Raw genomic sequence first — 19,709 nt, 5'->3', positions numbered from 1 at the left:
ACACACCGTCGTGCGCCACGGCGACCATACGGACTACTTGATCGACGGAGAGCTCCATTACCCGCATGGAGATCACTGCGACGGCCATGTTATTGAAGTCAGTGACGTGAATCCCGACGGTTGCCAGCCCGTCCACAGCTGCGGGGACCACGTTCACGGGCCCAATTGTGGGCATGAGGCGGTCCCACATGGGGACCATACCGACTACATCGTCGATGGACGCCTGCATCATGTTCACAATGGGCATTGCGATGATCACGGCCCGATAGAGGCGCTGAAGAACTAGTCGGGCAAGATCCCGCACAGCTGCGTATAGAGGCGCAGGTGCCAGCTCCGCCGTGTGCACTGGGCACGCGTTCACAGCCACCCTGTCCTAATATGAAGTTCGCATAATATAGATTATGTTAAATCATATATTTACGTAATCTCGGACCCGATGCGGGCCCTGGCTTCAGGACTGTGCCCCTCTCGGCCCCCATTGCTCGCCCGGGCTGTTCCGGGCGGCAAATCTGGCTCTAGAGGCGTCGATGGCGACTCACTTCACTGAACATGCCGCCAATGAGCGCACTTTCCTGGCCTGGGTGCGAACGGCCATTGCGGTGGTGGGATTTGGCCTCGCTGCCGGGCGCATCAGCGGCCAGCCTCCATCCTATTGGTCCGAGGTGGCGCTGGTGGTGGCCGGAGGGTTTGTCATCCTGCTCTCCTACTTGCGTATGCGGAGGCAGCGATGGCAGATCGATCGGGACGCCGGTCTGGTCGATGAAGCCAGATCAGTCGACTTGCTGTTGGTTGGCTTGCTGTTCAGCCTGTTCGCGCTAATTGTCTTTTTTGCCCGGCACCTGATTTAGCAGATCCGTGGCAGCATCTCTCCCGGCAGGCGGTCGAGCAGCCGCTCGCTCCCCAGACTATTTTGCAGAATGACCTGGGCGTGGGTGCCCTCAGTGACGTTACCGATGACCGCACTGCCGCGGGTGAGCGGATTCTTTGCCAGGGCTGCCAGGGCAAGAGCCGCCTGCTCCCGCGGAACGAATGCCACAAAGCGGCCTTCATTCGCCACGTAAAATGGGTCCAGGCCGAGCAGCTCACATGCCCCTTGTACTGATTCTGTAACCGGGACTGCCGCTTCCTGCACGGCTAGTTCCCTACCCGAGCTCTCAGCCAGCTCCACCAGTGCGGTTGCCAGGCCACCCCTGGTGAGATCACGCAAGCAATGCACTTCAACTCCGGCTGCCAGCAGTTCCAGCACCGGTGACTGCAATGGCGCACAATCACTGGCCAGTGGCATCTCAAATTCGAGGCCCTCCCGCGAGGCCATGATCGCCATTCCGTGTCGACCTACATCACCTGAGAGAATAATGGAGTCCCCGCTGTCGATTCTCTGAGGCGCGATCTCGAGAGAATGCTCGATAAGGCCAATACCCGATGTATTGATAAACAGGCCATCGCCCTTCCCTCGTTCCACCACCTTGGTATCGCCGGTCACGAGCTGAACGCCTGTAACGGCTGCGGCCCGCGCCATCGATTGCATTACCCGTTCAAGCACTGACAGCGACAGCCCCTCTTCCAGAATGAGGCTGCAGCTCAGATACAGGGGGCGGGCGCCGCTCATGGCGAGATCATTGACGGTGCCATAGACGGCCAGCTCACCAATGTCTCCACCGGGAAAAAAAAGCGGCGATACTACGAAGGAGTCTGTTGTGAAGACGACCTTGCTGTTCCCGATCGCGAGTGTCGCGCTATCGTGCCCCTGGCTGGTCCACTGATTGGCGATATGGGGAAAAACGACGTCCCGCAACAGGTGCTGCATCATTACGCCCCCACTGCCGTGACCGAGCCGGATAGCTTCATCCTGGGTGACGGGCATGGGGCAATCAGTGTTCATTGGCGGTGCTCCGTGCGCAGTAACGGAAATAGGCGGCACAAGCGCCCTCGGAAGAGACCATGGGTGCCCCCAGGGGGTGCTCCGGACGGCAGCGATCACCAAAGTGCGGGCAGTCCGCGGGTTTCTGCAACCCTTGCATAATGGCGCCACTGATACAGCCGGAGGTGTCCTGGTGCGCTGAAGCCGGCAGTGAGAACCTCTTTTGCGCGTCAAAGTCCGCATATGCGGCGCTCAATTCGAGCCCGCTGTTGGCGATCTGTCCCACGCCTCGCCACTGCTGGTCACTGATGGTGAAGACCTCCTCCAGCATTGCCCGCGCGGTATGGTTGCCATCGGGGGCAACGGCGCGGGAGTATTGGTTTTCGATTCGGTGGCAACCCTGCTCCAGCTGCCGGACACACATCAGTATTCCCTCCAGAATATCCAGCGGTTCGAATCCGGTTACCACGATGGGCACGCGATAGTGATCTGCCAGCGGCTGATAGTGTTTGTAGCCGGTGATGGTGCAGACATGCCCTGCTGCCAGGAAGCCCTGGACCCTGGACGCGCCAGAGGCGCATATTGTTTCAATGGCTGGCGGCACCAGAAAGTGCGAAACCAACAGGGAAAAGTTCTCGAGTCCGCGCTCACGGGCGAGCCGCACCGTCAAGGCATGGGCCGGGGCAGTGGTTTCAAAACCGATGGCAAACAACACGATTTGCCGGTCCGGATTTTGTTCCGCTACAGTCAGTGCGTGCAGTGGCGAGTACAGCGTGCGGATATCGCCGCCGGCGGCTTTGACGCTGAGCAGGTCGCGCTCGGTACCGGGAACCCGCAGCATGTCGCCGAAGGAGCAGAGGATGACATCCGGGCGGGACGCAATGGCGATGGCCCGGTCGATCATCTCCAGCGAGGTGACACACACGGGGCAGCCCGGCCCGTGAATCAGTTCGATATCATCGGGTAAAAACTGCTGCAGGCCAAACTTGACGATGGCGTGGGTCTGCCCGCCGCATACCTCCATGATTCTCCATGGCTTGCTGGTGATCCTGGTGATTTCAGCTGCCAGCTGCTCGATACTGGCGCGCTGGCGGTATTCATCGAGGTATTTCATTCGCTTTTGCCCCGCGAATGCTCCAGCTCTGCCAGGCGCTCGAGCTCTTGAAAGATCTGCCGCGCCTGTTCCTCGCGCACGCGACTGATTGCGAAGCCGACATGAACAATGACATAGTCCCCCACCTCTGCCTCAGGTACATAGCAGAGATTGATCTCGCGGCGAATGCCGCCAAAACTGACCCGTGCACTACGCTCCAGAGGGGTGGTATCGAGGATGGTCTCGATACGACCGGGAACTCCTAGACACATTGTGTGGCGCCCTCCTCTGCCGAGCGGTCACAAATTCCCATGGCATGGGCATAGTAAATCTGCCCCAGCGCGATACCGCCATCATTGGGCGGGAAATCCCGGTGGCAGTGCACCACAAAACCCCTGGCCTCAAGGGCTTCTGCCGCAGTTTCAGTCAGGATGCGGTTCTGAAAAACACCGCCGGACAAAAACACCTGCTTGCAACTGGCCTCGGTGGCGGTGGTAACGATCATCTCGACCAGGGTGTTCTGAAAAGCCGCCGCGATATCAGCCGGAGCAACCCCCTGCTCCAGCTCGTGTAGCAGCTCCACCAGCATCGGTTGCCAGTCCACCCGCAGTAACCCCTCTTGCCGCTCCATCGTAAATGGAAAATGCCCGCGCCGGGATGATTCCCGGGCCGAGAATTCAACCGCCATGGCGGCCTGCCCCTCGAAGGTGTTTTCGGTCGCCAAGCCCAACAGTGCTGCCACCGCATCAAAAAGGCGCCCTGCACTACTACAGGCCGGCGTATTGACCTGGCGTCTTAGCATCTGCTCGATCACACGCAGCTCCTCCGGCAGGAACAGGTTGCGAAGGGCGGGATGCCCAAACGCCCCAGTGCCCATAGCGGTGTAAAGCAGGCCCGCGGCACAACGTCTTGGCTCGCGAATGGCGCGTTCGCCACCGACCAGGGGGAAGGGTCGCAACGCACCGGTTCGCTCAACCTTGCCGGCGCCATCCCAGGTCAGGAATTCGCTACCGCGAATTTCAACGCTCAGATCTGAACCTGCAACCTTGCTGCCTTCGGTCTCTCCATAGCCTGTGCCGTCCCAGCAGATGCCCAGCGCCCTGCCGCGGTAATTGTGTTCCGCCATGACTGAAAAGAAGTGGGCGACATGGTGCTGGATCATCTTATGGGGCAATGCGTGTTCCGTTGCCCAGCGTGTTGAGGCATAGCCCGGATGCTGGTCACAGAGAATGTGATCGGGCTTTAAACGGTAATATTGGCCCAAGTCTGTAATGGACTGTTCAAAGAGCGCTCGGGATCGCCGGCTCTGCAGGTCGCCGATATGTTGACTGACAAACACCTGCTCGCCGCATGATGCTGCGACCGTATTTTTGAGGTCACCGCCGGTGGCCAACAGATGTAGTCCGCCGGCTGAGCCGCCGGCGATGGAGATCGGAAGCGGCGCGTAACCGCGGGCCCGGCGCAGAAGCACCCGTTGGCCCCGGAGCACGCGTGCAACCGAGTCATCCAGCGGTCGGACAATCGCTCTGTCGTGCACCAGAAAGTAGTCAGCGATGTGGTTGAGCCGCTCGAGTGCTTCAGCGTTATCCGTGCAGATGGGCTCCCCAGCGAGATTGCCGCTAGTGGCGACCAGAGGCGTGTTAACAGCGGCCATCAGCAGATGATGCAGGCCAGAGCAAGGCAGCATGGCGCCGAGATTGGGATTGCCCGGCGCCACTTCGGCAGTGATTCTGTTGCCGGGGTTGCGTCGTGCAGCCAGCAGCACAATCGGGCGCGCCTGGTTAAGGAGCAGGCTCTGCTCCAGTCTATTTAGCCGGCAGTCCTTTCGCAGGGTCTCGAGATCCGGGTACAGCAATGCCAGGGGTTTCGCCGGTCGCTGTTTGCGCTGGCGCAGCCGGCGCACTGCTTTCGCATTGGTGGCATCGGTCAATAGCTGGAATCCGCCGACACTTTTCATCGCCACGATAGCGCCGTCGAGAATGGCTGCAGCGGTCTCTGTGATTGCGCCGCGACCGGTAACAATGGATTTGCCCTGGCGGTCCAGCAGTTGCAGCTTGGGCCCGCAGGTGCCGCAGGCATTGGGTTCAGCATGGAAGCGGCGATCCCCGGTATCCCTGTATTCCCGCTCGCATTCACTGCACATGGGGAATGCTTTCATGCTGGTATTGGCCCGGTCATAGGGCAGTTGCTCGACGATGCTGAAGCGGGGGCCACAGTGTGTGCAGTTGGTGAATGGATACTGGAAGCGTCGATCCCCGGGGTCAGTCATCTCCCTCAGGCAGGCCTCGCAGGGAGCCAGGTCGGGGAGCAGCGTCGCCGCTGCATTCTTTCTTTCACAATGATCGTCGCTCTGGCGAATACTGAAAGCGCCCTCTTCCTGAAGGCTCAGCTTGCTGATCTGAAGTGCGTCGATCCGGGAAAGTGGTGGCCTCTCTTGCCGGATTCTTTGCACGAAGCTGCCGAGGGTTGCCCCGGGACCCTGAATCTCGACCTGGACGCCCTGGCTGTTGTTCGCTACCCAACCAGTAAGCCCGAATTCCCGCGCCAGTCTCAGGACATGCGGGCGAAATCCGACTCCCTGTACCAGCCCGCTGATATCAAGCTGCCAGCGTTCAGCTTTCACGGCTGCGGTCGAATTCCAGGCTTTCGAGGATGATGTCCTGGGCAAACGGATGACTGATATCAGGCAGCTCTTCAATCTCCAGGCGCAAGCCCTCCAGCGCTGTGCCCGCAGTGGCGTGATCGAAATGTTCCCGCAAGTGGTCTGGTGAAATGTGCGCGAGTGCGCCGAGTCGCAGCTTCGCAAGGACAAGTTTGCCTTGTTGGGCATTGGAAAGTTCCTGGATTTTTTCGACCAGGTCGTTGATCAGCGATTGCTCATGCATGAGGAGCCACCCTCTTCCATTGCAAGTTGGGTCAGGAGTTCCTGGGTGATGCGATCGGCGGCCGCTCTTACGGTTTCGGAAAGCGGGGCGCCGATATCGAATTTACAGCCGCACACAGCATAGACGCTCAGCTGGCGGGGCAGCCTATCCAGAATCCTGGCGAGCCCGAGGGCCTCGCCAAGATTGAGCCCATGGCTGGAGGTTTTGCACAGGCTGGGCGGGACTTCCTCAGTCAGGCCATTGAGGCGCAGGACGGTGCCTGGCGGGTGTTCCGCACTCATCACCGCATCCAGCAGGGTTACCCGGCGATCTTTCCAGTCCTCCAGCAGCTGCGGCATATCGCCGCCGTTCTCGATACAGCAGGGAAGGCTCAGGCGTTGCGCCCTGAGGCTGTCGAGGATATGGGGTCCCACTGCGTCATCCCCGCGATAGCGGCTGCCGAGACTGATGATGGCGGATGCTGTCACGGCGGATCCTCCCCGGCTTTTTCCAGGTGGAGTTTGAGGAAATGCGTGGCGCAGGAGATGCAGGGATCATAATTGCGGATGGCCTGTTCACATCGGGCCTGCAGCTCGCCCTCGGGAAGATGCAGGTACTTGGGCAGCAGCTTTCGCAGGTCATCCTCAATGGTCTTCTGGTTCTGTGACGTTGGTGGCACGATCTTGGCGTCGGTAATCTTGCCCCTTGGGTCCAGGCTATAGCGATGGTAGAGCAGCCCGCGCGGCGCCTCCGTGGCCGCATAGCCGGTCGCTGAGCGTGCTTCCGCTTCCAGATAAGGCTCCTGTGGCGCGCGATAATGATCAATGATGTCGATTGCCTCATCGAAGGCATGGAGCACCTCGAGACTGCGCACAACAATGCTCTGAAACGGGTTGGCACAGAAAGGGGGGAAACTCGCCGCTTCAGCCACCTGCCTGGTCAGTGGTGATAACCTGGCATAGTTGAGGTTGTAGCGGGCCATGGGGCCGACCATGTAGGGGCCGCGTGCGCGGAGAAAACTGTGCAGGGCATTGGTGTGGGGTACCTGTTCCTCGCGAAAATGCTGGTCGTATTCCCGCGCGCTGATATCGAGCCCGTGGGTTGATGTGATCCGCCCCTCATTCATGGGGTACTCATCCGGATGTGTCAGGGCAACGAATTCGTACCGTTCTGCGTCTGAGCGTTCGAATGCGGGAGTGGGAAGGGAGGCAGCCCAGTGCACCATTTTTGTGGCCAGGCTTCTGGCTGCCTGTAATTGGTCGCGCAACTCGGCCAGCTGTTGCGCTTCCGGCAGTCGGTAGAACCCCCCAACACGAATATTGATCGGGTGTACTTCCCGCCCACCGAGTAATCGGACAATTGCATTGCCCGCTTTCTTGATCTGCAGGCCGTCGTGTACGACCTGGGGATGGTCGCGGGCCATTTCCACCGCGCTGCTGTAGCCGAGGAAATCCGGTGCGTGCAGCATGTAAATGTGCAGCACGTGGCTTTCGATCCACTCGCCGCAGTAAATTAACCGACGCAGCGTGCGTAATTCTGGTGTCGGCGCCAGTCCCAGCGCATTTTCCATCGCGTGTAGGGCGCTCATCTGGTAGGCCACCGGGCAGATGCCGCAGATACGGGCAGTGATATCCGGAGCCTCCATAAAGTCACGACCGCGAAGGAAGGCCTCGAAGAATCGCGGTGGCTCGAAAATCTTCAATTTGACGTCGTGAACGCCGCCGTCGTCATAGCGGATGTAGAGCGCGCCCTCCCCCTCTACCCGTGCCAGGTAGTCAACCTTGATGGTTTTACTCTGGGTCATCACTTTGCTCCTGCCCTGCTCCGCCCAGCTGGCGCCGGCTTTCCCGCTCGAATGCCGGGGCGCCGGCATTAAAATTGCGCAGGTTCTCTATCACGGTGACCCTGTCCGCCTCCAGCTCACCTTGCCACCAGTCACAAAGTGACTCGGTATTGGGATTCTCTTTGGGGCCATAGCAACCGTAGCAGCCGCGGTCGTATGAGGGGCAAAGCGCACCGCAACCGGCATGGGTAACCGGCCCCATACAGGGGGTGCCACGGGCCACCCAGACACAGACATTGCCCCGCAGTTTGCACTCGATGCAGACGGAATGTGCCGGGACCTGGGGCGGTCTCTGGTGGAGTAATGCGCTGATCACCTCCAGGAGCTGGCGCTTGTTGATGGGGCATCCCTGCAGCTCGAAGTCCACCGCTACATGGGCGCTGATGGGCGTCGATGTTTCCAGGGTCGCGATCGTTTCCGGCTGGGCGTAAACCACCGCCATAAATTCCTCGACATCGGCAAAGTTTCGCAGCGCCTGGATTCCACCGGCGGTCGCGCAGGCGCCAATGGTGACAAGGGCCCGGGACTGGCGCCGCACCTCGCGGATCCTCTGCTTCTCGTCAGCCGTGGTAATCGAGCCCTCGACCAGGGAGAGATCGTAGGGGCCCGCCACCTCCCGACTGGAGGCTTCCTTGAAATAGGCGATGTCGACGACCTCAGCAAGCTGGAGCAACTCATCCTCGCAATCGAGCAGGCTCAGCTGGCAGCCGTCACAGGAGGTGAATTTCCAAACGGCCAGTTTCGCCTTTTTCATTTCACCTCCCCGTTTGCATGCATTACAGCGACCGGATGCCAAGCCAGTGGCGCACATCGGCGTAGCGAAAGACAGGGCCATCCTTGCAGACGAAGTTCGGGCCCCACTGGCAGTGGCCGCAGAGACCGGTGCCACACTTCATGTTCCGCTCCATGGAGATATAGATCGACTCTGGAGAAACGCCCCTCTCCAGCAGCACCTGGATTGAAAATCGCATCATGAGCTCCGGGCCACAGAGGAAAGCTACGCAGTTCTCGGCATCGAATTCTGCAGCACTCAGGGGCTTGGTGATGACGCCGACGTGATCGCTCCAGGCAGAATCCGCGTGATCCACGCTCAGTGTGACGTCCATTTGCCGACTCCAGGCCTGCAGTTCCGGCACATAGAGCATTTCCCCGGGCCGGCGTGCGCCATAAAAGAGCTGGAATCGCGGAATCAAACTGGCCCTGGCTTGCCCCAGCAGGTGGTAAATCACCGGTCGCAGCGGGGCCAGCCCCAGGCCTCCGGCGATGACGAGCAGCTCCTTGCCCTCGGCCTCGCCCAGGGGCCACCCCTGACCAAATGGCCCCCTGACACCCAGCTGATCGCCCTCCCGAAGCCGCCCGAGCGCCGCAGTGACCGCGCCACGGGTATAGATGGTGTGGGCGATTTGTCCCTCGGTCTCTCTCTGGCGGCCACTCAGGGAAATTGCTACCTCGCCGGCTCCAAACGCGTAGAGCATATTGAATTGCCCGGGTTCGAAAGGCTGCAATGGCAGAGCCCCAGTCGCGGACAGGTGCAGGGTGAAGGCGCCGGGATGCTCGATGAGGCGCCGGTCGATGCGATAAATTGCCGGAATCACGTGGTCCCCTGCGCCCGGGGCGGCCCGTCTCCGTACAGGTCGAGAAGCTGTATCCGCGTCTCCCTCAGTCGATCGGTGGTGATGCGGGCAAAACGTTTGAGCAATTCGAAGCCCAGTGCCGGCTCAGATTCGCACTTTTCGCGCAGACATCTGCCATCGAGGCGAATGGAGTGGACGGTTTCCAGTGCGCGGGCGTCAAATGTCCACTGGTAAGGGGGGAACAGCCAGGACCAGCCGAAGATATCGCCACCATTCAGGGTTTGCAGGCACAGGGCGCCATGGTTGGGGAGAAACGTCTCTACAGCGACGCGACCGGTGCGAATCAGGAAAAAGTAGTCGGCTGGAGCACCCTCCCGCGCCAGGTATTCCCCCTCGCGATAGACCCGGTTTTCCCCGCAGCCGGCAATAAAGTCTCGATCCTGCTCTGGCAGGCCCTGAAAGAAAGCATGCTCGGCGAGGAGTTCGGCGATGGTTTTCATGGCTCCTCGAGCTCCCTGATGCGGGACACCTGTTCGGTAAGATCGATGCCCACGGGGCACCAGGTGATACAGCGCCCGCAGCCCACGCAGCCGGAGGAGCCAAACTGGTCGTACCAGGACGCCAGCTTGTGGGTCATCCACTGTCGGTAGCGGGACCGGGTATCGGGCCTCACCGCCCCCCCGCTGAGGTGACTGAACTCACCGGTAAAGCAGGAATCCCAGCGCTCCCAGCGTTCTGCCTCAGCCCCCTCAAGATCCGTGCTGTCCTCCACCGTAGAGCAGAAGCAGGTGGGGCAAGCCATGGTGCAGTTGGCGCAGGAAAGGCAGCGTTCGGCGACTTCATCCCAGGCGGGGCTGTCCAAGTTGCGGTAAAGCAGCTCCTTGAGATCAGAGCTGTCAAAATGGCGCGGTCCATCCTCCATCTGCTGCACGGCAGCCTGAATGGCTTTGTCCGCCATCTGCAGGTTTTCCGCCGTCGCCGGCCTGACTGGCAGTTGTTTCAGTATCTGCCGGCCCCGGTAAGAATCGCTGCCGACAAGGAAGTAGTGTTCACCGTCGGTGATCACCTCGGTCATGGCCAGATCACTGGGCAGGGTCACTGACGGGCCGGTGTGCATGGAGGTGCAGAAGCAGGTTGCAGCGGCGGAGGTGCAATTCACTGCCACGGTGAAGATCTCAGCACGCCGGTTTACGTAACTGTCGTTGCGGTAGTGCGCATCGACAAAAACGCGGTCCTGAATGGCGATGGCATGGAGTTCACAGCTTCGCACTCCGAGAAACGCTACCGCCGGCGCCTCATCGACAACCTCCCTCACCTGGATCCCCAGATCGCTTTTGCGCGCCTGCCAGACCTGTCGCCGTGGCAGTTGCAGATACTGCTTCCAGGACTGGGGGCTCGCGGCGTAGCCGAAGTAGGCGTCGTCGTTGCGACGCCTGAGGCGGTAGTGGCCTTTCTCCTGCTCGTCGGTCCAGCCCCTGGGCAGGTCGTCGGCCTTTTCCACCGCGCCATAGGCAATGGCCTGGTCCCGAATTACAGGCCCGAGCACCTGGTAACCGTCGGCGCGTATGGCCTGAATGAGTAAATCCAGATCCTCTGCCTGCAGTACGAATTTGGCCATGTTGGAGCGTCCTGCCGGCGCAATCGTGCGCGTAAATGAATCTGTCTGGTTGGCTGTTCGCAAGCTCAGACATCTATTATTTAGGCTGAGTGTAGGAAGCGACAGCCGGGTTGAGAGGAGACTGGTGACAATGTCCCAACAGGAACATCATGAAGCACTGACACGGGCAGTGACGGAAAAGCTTCGGAACGGAAGCACGGTAACCATTCGTCCCATGGACAGGAGTGATCTGGAGCTGGAGCGGGAGTTCATCAATGCTCTATCGCCCGAGTCCCGGCATTTCCGCTTCCTCGGGGGCGTCGGCAAGCCCAGTCAGAAAATGCTCGAACAGCTGACTGACATCGATCACGATCAGCGGGAAGCTTTTATCGCAATCGTTGAGGATGACTCGAAGGAAAAGGAGGTTGGCGTCTCCCGCTATGCCCTGGATGCAGATGGGAAAGCCGCCGAGTGCGCCGTGGTCGTCGCGGATGACTGGCAGAAGGCTGGGCTTGGCACACTGTTGATCAATCGGTTGATTGAGTCGGCGCGGGCCCGGGGAATTTCCCGCCTTTACTCCATCGACTCGGCGGAAAACCACAAATTGCAGGAAGTTGCCCGCAATATGGGCTGGGAGTGTCACACCGACCCGGGCGACGCCACCCAGGTCATCTACTCCATGCAGTTGAGTGCAGGCTGAGGTGCAAGGATTCTCGCTGTGGTGTACCCCGCGCGATCTCTGGGCAGTCTGAACTGCCTGCCCCACTCGCTCCCCTCGATGGCACCTTCAGCCTGATTCTCGACGCGTTCCTGTGAATCATCGAGAAAATTATGCAAATGAAGTAGGAAGGCAGGGTTCGTAGGGCGCGCAGCACTACCGGCCAAACCTGAAAGTCTGCGCAAACCGCCTCGAGCGGTCATGCGCCACAACAGCGTCCACGATCGAAAGTTCGAAAATCGCTGCAATCGTTCACGGGAGGGCGCTCACCTGGCGTGATTCCCGAAGCTCAACCCTGCATTTCAACACCTGCCCCCTGATGAGAACCATCTTTTCCCCCGGGTTGGGTGAGGCGTATCCGCACCTGTTTCTCGATCTCGATGATCACAAACAGTGCGACGCCTATACCGATGATAAGCGCCCCATCCAACAGTGATACGGATTCGGTGGTGAAGATTCGCTGCAGGGGCGGCAGGTAGGTGATGGCGAATTGGCCCGCAGTAACCACAAGTACTGCCAACCAGACGACCCTGGTGCCGCGCACCGCTTTCCATGTCAGGGAAGTACCATACATATTGCGGATAAAGAACAGGTGGAATATTTCCATTACCACCAGTGCATTCATCGCCATAGTGCGTGCCAGGTCCAGGGAGTATTCTCGATCGATAGCGTAGGTGTAGACCCCGAATACGCCGCAAAGGAACAGGAAGCTCACCAGTACGATATGCCATATCAGCACACCCGTTAGCAGCGGCTGGCCGCGGGGCCGGGGTGGACGGCGCATCGTGTTTTCCTCGGTGGGCTCGAAAGCGAGTGCGATACCCAGGGTAACTGCGGTAATCAGGTTTACCCACAGAATCTGGATGGGCGTGATTGGTAGCACCATCCCGAAAAGGAGCGCCACGATAATTGTTGAAGCCTCCCCGGCGTTGGTCGGCAGGGTCCAGCTGATCACCTTCTTGATATTGTCATAAACCGTTCTTCCCTCACGCACGGCGGCGTTGATCGAAGCGAAGTTATCGTCCGCAAGAACCAGCTCAGACGCCTCCTTGGCTGCCTCGCTGCCCTTTCTTCCCATGGCAATACCGACATCTGCACGCTTGAGTGCGGGGGCATCGTTGACGCCATCCCCGGTCATTGCCACGGTCATGTCATGGGCCTGCAGCGCAGTCACCAGGCGCAGTTTATGCTCGGGACTGGTGCGAGCGAAAATATCGACATCCAGTACTTCCTGTGCCAGAGCAGCATCATCCAGGTTATCGATATCCACACCGGTCAGCGCTTTTTCGGTGTTTTGCAAGCCAATCTGCTGTCCGATGGCCCTGGCGGTTGCACTATGGTCACCGGTGATCATCTTCACCCGGATGCCGGCTCCCACGCATTCCTCCACCGCAGCAATCGTCTCCTGGCGGGGAGGATCGATCAGGCCCACAAGGCCTAAAAGGGTCAGCGCATTCCCCAGGTCGGATTGCTCCAGTACGGTATGTTCTGGCTGTACCGGTTTGGTAGCCAGCGCCAGCACGCGCTGGCCCTTTGCCGCAAGGCTCTCCACAAGCTCCCGCCACTCAGGCTCATCCAGTGGTGCGCTATCCCCGGTTGAGGAGAGGCTGCTCTCGCACATCGCCAGAATCTGTTCCGGCGCGCCCTTGACCGCGATCAGGGCATGGTTTTCATGGTCGTGGTTCAGGGTGGCCATGAACTTGTGCTTGGCGTCGAAGGGTATGATGTCGGTACGGGTCCATTGATTACGCGCTTCGCCGCCATCCATGCCGGTCTTTGCGGCGAAGGCAAGCAGCGCTCCCTCCATGGGGTCGCCTTCTACAATCCACGACTCTTCCTGCTTCCTGAGTTCGGCGTCGTTACACAGGGTCGCAACACGCGCAAGTTCCAGCAAAGACGGATGATCTGCGATGGATACCGGTCTGCCCTCGAGCGTTATCGCCCCCAGCGGCTCGTAACCATCCCCCTCGATGACATATTGGTCCCCTTGCATGATCACCGATGCGATGCTCATCTCGTTGCGCGTGAGGGTTCCGGTCTTGTCGGTGCAGATCACCGACACGGATCCGAGTGTTTCGATGGCGGGCAGGCGCCGGACGATGGCGTTGCGCCGTGCCATGGCTTGCACGCCAACGGCGAGAGTGATGGTAAGGACAGCGGGCAGGCCCTCCGGTATGGCCGCTACCGAGAGGCCCACGATTGCCATAAACAGCTCGGAGAATTCGTGCTGGAGAATGAATAACCCGAAGGCGAAAATCAGAGCGGCAACTGCCAGAATAAGGAAGGCGAGCCACCTGGCGAATGTCCCCATCTGTTCGACCAATGGCGTCGTCAGGGTCTCTACCTCGGCGAGCAATCCGCTGATGCGGCCAATTTCGGTCTGCGCGCCGGTAGCGACTACCACACCCATGCCCTGCCCGCTCGTAACAGTGGTGCCGCTGAAGGCCAGGCAGGTTCGGTCGCCGAGCGCGGTGGCGGCGTCAACGGGATCGGTGTGTTTTTCTACCGGAACGGATTCACCGGTCAGGATCGCCTCCTGAATTTGCAGGCCGTGGGTCTTCAGCAAGCGAAGGTCTGCGGGCACCTTGTCGCCGGACTCCAGAAGCACGATATCACCGGGTACAAGCTTTTCGCTCTCCACGGAATAGCGCTGGTTGCCGCGCATCACTGCAGCCCACGGTGCCAGCATATGCCGAATGGCATCCATCGCTTTTTCCGCTTTGCCCTCCTGCGCGAAGCCAATGATTGCATTGACCACAACCACAGCGAGGATTACCGCAGTATCCACCCAGTGTTGAAGCAGGCTGGTAATAACTCCCGCACCCAGCAGCACATAGATCAGAATATTGTCAAAGTGCGTGAAAAAGCGCCGCAGCAGTCCAGCCCGGGGCGGCGCCGGCAAGCGGTTAGGTCCATGGGTCTCCAGTCGCGCCGCCGCTTCCTCTGGGCTGATCCCCTCATGCGTCGACTCGACTTCGGACAGCACCTCGCTAATTGAGAAAACGTGCCAGTTTCTTTCAGTGCAAATCCTGGATTCTGGATGACTTTTATCGATTTGCATCGCTCAATCTCATTTTCAGAATAGCGACATCGTACAACCGGCTTGCTTTGGTTGCGAAAATTGCCCGGCGGCAAACAGCCCCTCGACCGGAAGAGTACGCATCAGCTGCTCTGCCAATGTTGAGTATCTGGAAGCTTCGGCCGGCGACCAATGGAATTGGGCTTCTGATCAGCGCGAGCTTCCTCTCAGCTGCCAGGAAAGGGGATAAACTCCTGCTCGTCACCGGGCACCTTGGCAAAATGGCCACTCTTCCAGTCTTCGACTGCCTGATCTATCCGTTCACGGCGACTGGATACAAAGTTCCACTCGATATGCCGCTCCACGATATGCTCGCCACCGATAATGGCAATCCGGCTTGGTTGCACCGCCTCTATTTCGACTCCCTCTGCATCCTTGAGGACCGCCATACCGAATTCGGGGATGTGGTTGTCACGTGCGCGAAGTTCTCCACTGGCCACATAGATGGCCCTTTCTTCCGCAGGGGGGATAGTGAGCCTCTGCCCGGCCTGCAGATGCGCCTCTACATAGAGGGTTTTGGCGAAGGTCTTTACCGGTGAGGTCACGCCGAAAGCGGACCCCATCATTACGCGGACCTGCACGCCTTCCACATCGATGGTGGGAATATCTGCGGAGGGATAGTGGTGGAATTCAGGCAGGCACTCCTCGTCGCGCTCTGGCAGGGCGAGCCATAGCTGCAGGCCGTGCAGCGGATGCGGCAAGCTGCGCACCTCGTCCCGCTCTCTTTCAGAGTGAACGATACCGGCACCGGCCACCATCAGGTTGATATCGCCGGGCCGGATGGGCTGAAGGCTGCCCAGTGAGTCCCGGTGCAGGATTTCACCCTCGAAAAGATAGGTAACCGTGGCAATGTTGATGTGGGGATGGGGGCGCACGTTGATGCCCTGCCCCGCGGGAAAGTCGGCCGGGCCCATGTGATCAAAGAATATCCAGGGCCCCACCATCCTCTGCTGGTGCGACGGCAGCACACGCCGGACGGAGAAGCCACCGAGATCCCGCTCGCGGGGCTCGATGATTTTGTCCACGGCTTCACAGCCCTGGACAACCTGGCACTCCAGCTCCACCTCAAGGGTCAAGTTGCTCACGTTTTAATCCTCCTTCAGATCGGCGGTCGGTTGCTTCAACTGACCCACAAGGAAAGCCGGTATCCGCTCTTCCAGCCAATATCGAGGCTGCCAGAAGCTACCGGAGATAAAGCCAACGTGCCCGCCCTGGCGGCTGATCGCCAATTCGACTGTATCACTGACTTGCCGTGGGCTGGGAATGGCCGAGGGACAGATAAACGGGTCGTCTTCGGCGTGAATAATCAGGGTTGGCCGCCGGATGTCACGCAGCAGGGGCTTGCTGGATGCCCGGGTATAATAGTCATCCACGTCCCTGAAGCCGTGAAGGGGAGCAGTGAAGGCATCGTCGAAGCGGCGGAAGTCCGCAAATAATTGCCGATCCTGGAGGTCCGGAAGCGCTGCCTTCAAGTGCGGATCCTCGCCCTTCTTTTCCAGGCTCTTCCTCAGGCTTTGCAGCAGGTGGCGCTGGTATACACGGGATAAACCGGTGTTGATACGCCGGCTACAGGCGTGCAGATCCATCGGCGCTGACACGGCTACGCCGGCCAGCAGTGAGCTTTGCTCGCCATCTTCGGCAAGCCATTTGAGTAGCACGTTACCGCCGAGGGAGTAGCCCACTGCGAGGAGCGGGGTGTCTGGATACAGGTGCTGCAGCTTTTTCGCAAGCCAGCGTGGATCGTCACTGTCACCGCTGTGGTATGCCCTGGGGAGTCGATTGGGAATACCTCCGCAGCCGCGAAAGTGCATGACCGCAACCTGAAACCCGCTGCTGAGTAACTGCTGCATCTGGCCCTGGATGTAGGAAGAGGAAACAGAACCTTCGAGGCCATGGAGTAACAGCACCAGTGGATGCTTCACCGAATTGAAAAGGGGCTTTGGCGTATGCACCGCGAGCCGGTCCCCGTCATCAGTTTCGAACCAGTGGACCTGCGTGTTGATCCAGGGCGTGGGGCGATGCATTCTCGGGAAAAGCGTCTGCAGGTGGCAGTTGCCGAGTCCTGTAGCGGGAATAAACTGCTCTGACATCGTTGCGGATCTGGCTGAAGGGGCGGGACACGATAGCGCTGGTTAGAGAAAATGAAAAGCCGGCGCCAGGTATTCTGGATCAATCGCTTCCGATGGTGCTGATAACTGGCCTATTCGGAGCTGGAGTGCTTTGGCGACTCGGAGCTCTCTCCATCTTCCGCGCGGGTAATTCGGGCGTAGAAGCGATAGTCCCCTCCAGGCAGCAACAGGTATACGTTGTATGGCTCGAACTCGCCTCCATCATACATACCCGGGCTGCCCTCGGGCATTCCGGGCACAGACAGGCCGATGGCATCCTCCGGCGGGTTAGCGAGGAACTTGCGGATGATGCGCGCCGGCACATGCCCCTCAAATACATACCGATCCCGCCACACCGCCGTATGGCAGCTGCCAAAGCCCTGGGGGATCGCCCACTGGGACTTGATGACGCCCATATCGCCGCGATTGACAACTGCCGGGCTCATGCCGGCGTGCTGCAGATGCTCGATCCAGTCTTTGCAGCAGAAACAGAAGCGGTGCTTGTAGACTGTGATGTCTTCTTCAGTAAAGCTCGCTTCGCCGCTCTCAGATTCATAAGTCTCGCTGTCATCAGCCGCGTTCAGCGCACTGCTCACACTGAGACAAATCACGAGGCCGATTAGCACTGTTAAGGCGCGATTTCCCGGGCCCGAGGAGAGCTCAGCGTACTTCCGCAAAATGGATCGCATAGTAGTCACTCGAATCGCTCCAGTGCCTGAGCGGGGAGAAGCCGGCTTTGCGCAATAATTTCTCAAAGCCTGAAAGGGTGTACTTGTGGCTGTTTTCGGTGTGAATGGTTTCCCCCTCACGGAAATGAAAGTCCTCGCCCGAAACCCGTACTGTCTGGGCTGCAAGACTGACCAGATGCATTTCCACACGGCGCCTCAGCGGATGGTAAAAGGAACGGTGTGAGAATCTGGATAAATCAAAATCCGCATCCAGCTCCACGTTTATTCGGGAGAGCAGGTTCTTGTTAAAGCGGGCCGTGACCTGCTCGCTGTCGTTGTAGGCCCGCTCCAGCACGATAGGATCCTTGTCGAGGTCTGTACCGATCAATACGGCATCTCCCTGCCCCAGCCGGCTGGCAAAACGATGCAGTAATGTGCTGGCCTGTTCCGGATCAAAGTTACCAATGGTTGAGCCGGGGAAAAAGATTACCCGGCGATGCGCCTCAAGCGCCGGGAGCTCGTCCCAGACCATCTCTTTCGTGAAATCTCCGATGCCGGCGTGGATTTTTAGCCCCGGCAAGCGTGCCTGGATTCGCCGACGTGCCGAAAGCAGTATTTCCGGCGAAATATCCATCGGCATATACCCTGCTGGGGAGTCCAGCTGTGTCAGAAGCGGCTCGACTTTCTCACAGTTACCGGCGCCCGGCTCAATGATCAGAGCCCCTGGCCCGATGGCCTCTGCCATCTCTTTAATGCTGTGGGCAAAGATGCCGGCCTCGGTTCGGGTTACATAGTAATCCTTGAGTTCACAGATCTCCTCGAACAACTGTGAGCCCGCCTCGTCATAGAGGTATTTGCAGGGCAGGGTCTTCTGGGGACGACTGAGACCATCAATGACATCCCGGAGAAACGTCTCAGTACCGGTTTTTGTACCGCTGCTGGGCGGCTGTACTGCCATATTCACAAAACGTCTCCTGCCAGGCGCACACCGCTAAACTGCCAGCTCTGGTGCGGGTAAAAAAAGTTCCGATAGCTGATGCGTATGTGATCGGACGGGGTTATGCAGGAGCCGCCCCGCAAAACCATCTGGTTACACATGAATTTGCCGTTGTATTCGCCAACTGCATCCGCGCTGGCCCGAAACCCGGGGTAAGGCCGGTAGGCGCTTGAAGTCCATTCCCAGGTATCTCCAAGGAGCTGACTTTCCCCCCGTGATGCAAGAGGTCGCCAGTTGCGCTTTTCCAGTAGATTGGCTGTTGCCAGCTGGTCGGGGGTGCGGAGTTGATAGGCTGCAACTTCCCACTCAAATTCAGTTGGCAAGCGGTGTCCCGCCCAGGTGGCGAAGGCATCCGCTTCAAAGAAGTTCAGGTGATGTGCCGGCTCGCTATCGACCAGGGGGGTCAACCCGGCGAGGGTAAACTGGTACCACTCCCCTTCCCTTTCCCGCCAGTAGAGTGGATGTTGTGCCCGGTTTTCGTTGACCCAGGCCCAGCCATCGGACAGCCAAAGGCGCGGTTGGTGATAGCCGCCATCATCAATGAACTCGCGAAACTCCCCGTTGGTCACCAGTCGTGAGGCAATACGAAAAGCTGGCAGCAGCTGCCGGTGGGAGGGGCCTTCATTGTCAAAGCTGAACTCTTCGCCCTCGCTGCCGATGCTGTGAATCCCGCCTTCCACCTCAATCCAGCGCAGAGGGGCTGCCTCGGCTCGCTCTTCTTCGTCGCCGCTTGCCTCCTGGTAAGCGGGCAGTGCCGGATTGATGGAAAGTGCGTGCTTGATGTCGGTCAGCAGGAGCTCCTGGTGCTGCTGCTCATGGTTGAGTCCCAGCACCACCAGGCCCTGCAGCACCTCGTTGACTGCACCGCAATCCAGTAGCCGGCTCATGGCCTGGTCTACAGCGCGCCGATATTCAAAGATTTCGTCCACCGAGGGGCGGGAAAGCAGCCCACGCTGCGGCCGACTGAATGGTTGCCCCAATGAGTTGTAATAGGAATTGAAGATCTCGTGGTAGCCGGGGCTGAACACCCGGTATCCCGGCAGGGTATTGCGCAGAATAAAGGTTTCAAAGAACCAGCTGGTATGAGCCAGATGCCATTTGGTGGGGCTCGCGTCCGGCATTGACTGGAGCTGCATATCCTCGGCCGAGAGCGGGTCGGCCAGTGACTCCGTTTCGGCGCGAATCCTTCGATAGCGGCTGAGGAGGTGAGACTGGAGTTCGCTGGATACCTCAGGCGCCGGGAGTGTCATGCCTATAAATTCCGCGTCAGACTTCAAATTATCATACGCAGTTTTGGCGGCAATCCT

19 protein-coding genes are annotated in these 19,709 nt (G+C 59.3%); 2 read left to right on the top strand and 17 right to left on the bottom strand.

Features of this window, described 5'->3' with window-relative positions:
- Positions 1 to 527 precede the first annotated feature (527 nt).
- The gene (locus tag AWR36_RS03680; RefSeq protein WP_067081116.1) at positions 528 to 848 is read left to right on the top strand and encodes a YidH family protein; all 321 of its coding nucleotides are present in this window, start codon (positions 528 to 530) and stop codon (positions 846 to 848) included.
- Here AWR36_RS03680 and hypE read toward each other — a convergent pair.
- From hypE to AWR36_RS03625, 11 genes are read right to left on the bottom strand one after another with little or no spacing between them, the layout of a single operon-like run.
- Positions 845 to 1,882, bottom strand: a complete 1,038-nt coding sequence (gene hypE, locus AWR36_RS03675; protein ID WP_067081112.1) for a hydrogenase expression/formation protein HypE — start codon at positions 1,880 to 1,882, stop codon at positions 845 to 847. The genes AWR36_RS03680 and hypE overlap by 4 nt on opposite strands.
- The gene (gene hypD / locus AWR36_RS03670) at positions 1,872 to 2,975 is read right to left on the bottom strand and encodes a hydrogenase formation protein HypD (RefSeq protein ID WP_067081108.1); all 1,104 of its coding nucleotides are present in this window, start codon (positions 2,973 to 2,975) and stop codon (positions 1,872 to 1,874) included. Before hypD ends, hypE begins: the two co-directional genes overlap by 11 nt.
- A complete protein-coding gene (locus AWR36_RS03665) occupies positions 2,972 to 3,226 on the bottom strand; it encodes a HypC/HybG/HupF family hydrogenase formation chaperone (RefSeq protein WP_067081101.1) in 255 nt (84 codons plus the stop codon). Before AWR36_RS03665 ends, hypD begins: the two co-directional genes overlap by 4 nt.
- Positions 3,217 to 5,577, bottom strand: coding sequence for a carbamoyltransferase HypF (gene hypF / locus AWR36_RS03660; RefSeq protein WP_067081098.1), 2,361 nt, complete (start codon positions 5,575 to 5,577; stop codon positions 3,217 to 3,219). Before hypF ends, AWR36_RS03665 begins: the two co-directional genes overlap by 10 nt.
- Positions 5,567 to 5,839, bottom strand: a complete 273-nt coding sequence (locus AWR36_RS03655; protein WP_067081095.1) for a hydrogenase maturation nickel metallochaperone HypA — start codon at positions 5,837 to 5,839, stop codon at positions 5,567 to 5,569. Before AWR36_RS03655 ends, hypF begins: the two co-directional genes overlap by 11 nt.
- Positions 5,821 to 6,306 (bottom strand): hydrogenase maturation protease, encoded by a 486-nt coding sequence (locus AWR36_RS03650; RefSeq protein ID WP_067081092.1) that lies wholly within the window; start codon positions 6,304 to 6,306, stop codon positions 5,821 to 5,823. The genes AWR36_RS03655 and AWR36_RS03650 overlap by 19 nt, the downstream gene beginning before the upstream one ends.
- Positions 6,303 to 7,622: a Ni/Fe hydrogenase subunit alpha gene (locus AWR36_RS03645; protein ID WP_067081087.1), complete on the bottom strand. Its 1,320-nt coding sequence runs from the start codon at positions 7,620 to 7,622 to the stop codon at positions 6,303 to 6,305. The genes AWR36_RS03650 and AWR36_RS03645 overlap by 4 nt, the downstream gene beginning before the upstream one ends.
- Positions 7,609 to 8,415, bottom strand: coding sequence for an NADH-quinone oxidoreductase subunit B family protein (locus tag AWR36_RS03640; RefSeq protein WP_067081083.1), 807 nt, complete (start codon positions 8,413 to 8,415; stop codon positions 7,609 to 7,611). Before AWR36_RS03640 ends, AWR36_RS03645 begins: the two co-directional genes overlap by 14 nt.
- Positions 8,416 to 8,437: 22 nt before the next feature.
- The gene (locus AWR36_RS03635; RefSeq protein ID WP_067081080.1) at positions 8,438 to 9,256 is read right to left on the bottom strand and encodes an FAD/NAD(P)-binding protein; all 819 of its coding nucleotides are present in this window, start codon (positions 9,254 to 9,256) and stop codon (positions 8,438 to 8,440) included.
- Positions 9,253 to 9,735 (bottom strand): cyclic nucleotide-binding domain-containing protein, encoded by a 483-nt coding sequence (locus tag AWR36_RS03630; protein ID WP_067081076.1) that lies wholly within the window; start codon positions 9,733 to 9,735, stop codon positions 9,253 to 9,255. The genes AWR36_RS03635 and AWR36_RS03630 overlap by 4 nt, the downstream gene beginning before the upstream one ends.
- On the bottom strand, positions 9,732 to 10,853 hold the full coding sequence (locus AWR36_RS03625) for a 4Fe-4S dicluster domain-containing protein (RefSeq protein ID WP_067081072.1): 1,122 nt from the start codon (positions 10,851 to 10,853) through the stop codon (positions 9,732 to 9,734). Before AWR36_RS03625 ends, AWR36_RS03630 begins: the two co-directional genes overlap by 4 nt.
- A 130-nt stretch (positions 10,854 to 10,983) precedes the next feature.
- Here AWR36_RS03625 and AWR36_RS03620 point away from each other — a divergent pair, with 130 nt between their 5' ends.
- Positions 10,984 to 11,532 (top strand): GNAT family N-acetyltransferase, encoded by a 549-nt coding sequence (locus AWR36_RS03620; protein WP_067104457.1) that lies wholly within the window; start codon positions 10,984 to 10,986, stop codon positions 11,530 to 11,532.
- 307 nt (positions 11,533 to 11,839) lie between these two features.
- On the opposite strand, the gene AWR36_RS03615 is transcribed toward AWR36_RS03620, so the two are convergent.
- The 6 genes from AWR36_RS03615 to egtB form a co-directional block, all read right to left on the bottom strand.
- Entirely contained in the window at positions 11,840 to 14,611 is a 2,772-nt protein-coding gene (locus AWR36_RS03615; protein WP_067081065.1) for a cation-transporting P-type ATPase, read from the bottom strand.
- 185 nt (positions 14,612 to 14,796) lie between these two features.
- Positions 14,797 to 15,714, bottom strand: coding sequence for a pirin family protein (locus AWR36_RS03610; RefSeq protein ID WP_067081061.1), 918 nt, complete (start codon positions 15,712 to 15,714; stop codon positions 14,797 to 14,799).
- Between the two features lie 3 nt (positions 15,715 to 15,717).
- Positions 15,718 to 16,719 carry a hydrolase gene (locus AWR36_RS03605; RefSeq protein WP_067081058.1) on the bottom strand — a complete coding sequence of 334 codons (1,002 nt, stop codon included), beginning with the start codon at positions 16,717 to 16,719 and terminating at the stop codon, positions 15,718 to 15,720.
- 110 nt (positions 16,720 to 16,829) lie between these two features.
- A complete protein-coding gene (locus AWR36_RS03600; protein ID WP_176491089.1) occupies positions 16,830 to 17,333 on the bottom strand; it encodes a DUF411 domain-containing protein in 504 nt (167 codons plus the stop codon).
- 64 nt (positions 17,334 to 17,397) lie between these two features.
- Positions 17,398 to 18,363, bottom strand: coding sequence for an L-histidine N(alpha)-methyltransferase (egtD, locus tag AWR36_RS03595; RefSeq protein ID WP_067081052.1), 966 nt, complete (start codon positions 18,361 to 18,363; stop codon positions 17,398 to 17,400).
- 2 nt (positions 18,364 to 18,365) lie between these two features.
- Positions 18,366 to 19,652 carry an ergothioneine biosynthesis protein EgtB gene (egtB, locus tag AWR36_RS03590; RefSeq protein WP_067081049.1) on the bottom strand — a complete coding sequence of 429 codons (1,287 nt, stop codon included), beginning with the start codon at positions 19,650 to 19,652 and terminating at the stop codon, positions 18,366 to 18,368.
- Between the last annotated feature and the right edge of the window lie 57 nt (positions 19,653 to 19,709).

This window comes from Microbulbifer flavimaris, assembly GCF_001641755.2.
GTDB classification, from domain to species: domain Bacteria; phylum Pseudomonadota; class Gammaproteobacteria; order Pseudomonadales; family Cellvibrionaceae; genus Microbulbifer; species Microbulbifer flavimaris.
The sequence above is the reverse complement of the archived record's forward strand: the minus strand, read 5'-3'. Positions and strand labels throughout refer to the sequence as shown.

Excerpts from the sequence above, each read along its gene's own strand:
- hypE (WP_067081112.1), bottom strand. The coding sequence starts at position 1,882 with ATGAACACTGATTGCCCCATGCCCGTCACCCAGGATGAAGCTATCCGG.
- AWR36_RS03605 (WP_067081058.1), bottom strand. The coding sequence starts at position 16,719 with ATGTCAGAGCAGTTTATTCCCGCTACAGGACTCGGCAACTGCCACCTG.
- AWR36_RS03640 (WP_067081083.1), bottom strand. The coding sequence starts at position 8,415 with ATGAAAAAGGCGAAACTGGCCGTTTGGAAATTCACCTCCTGTGACGGC.
- AWR36_RS03655 (WP_067081095.1), bottom strand. The coding sequence starts at position 5,839 with ATGCATGAGCAATCGCTGATCAACGACCTGGTCGAAAAAATCCAGGAA.
- AWR36_RS03625 (WP_067081072.1), bottom strand. The coding sequence starts at position 10,853 with ATGGCCAAATTCGTACTGCAGGCAGAGGATCTGGATTTACTCATTCAG.
- egtB (WP_067081049.1), bottom strand. The coding sequence starts at position 19,652 with ATGACACTCCCGGCGCCTGAGGTATCCAGCGAACTCCAGTCTCACCTC.
- AWR36_RS03645 (WP_067081087.1), bottom strand. The coding sequence starts at position 7,622 with ATGACCCAGAGTAAAACCATCAAGGTTGACTACCTGGCACGGGTAGAG.
- AWR36_RS03680 (WP_067081116.1), top strand. The coding sequence starts at position 528 with ATGGCGACTCACTTCACTGAACATGCCGCCAATGAGCGCACTTTCCTG.
- egtD (WP_067081052.1), bottom strand. The coding sequence starts at position 18,363 with ATGGCAGTACAGCCGCCCAGCAGCGGTACAAAAACCGGTACTGAGACG.
- AWR36_RS03665 (WP_067081101.1), bottom strand. The coding sequence starts at position 3,226 with ATGTGTCTAGGAGTTCCCGGTCGTATCGAGACCATCCTCGATACCACC.
- AWR36_RS03630 (WP_067081076.1), bottom strand. The coding sequence starts at position 9,735 with ATGAAAACCATCGCCGAACTCCTCGCCGAGCATGCTTTCTTTCAGGGC.
- AWR36_RS03615 (WP_067081065.1), bottom strand. The coding sequence starts at position 14,611 with ATGCAAATCGATAAAAGTCATCCAGAATCCAGGATTTGCACTGAAAGA.
- AWR36_RS03620 (WP_067104457.1), top strand. The coding sequence starts at position 10,984 with ATGTCCCAACAGGAACATCATGAAGCACTGACACGGGCAGTGACGGAA.
- hypD (WP_067081108.1), bottom strand. The coding sequence starts at position 2,975 with ATGAAATACCTCGATGAATACCGCCAGCGCGCCAGTATCGAGCAGCTG.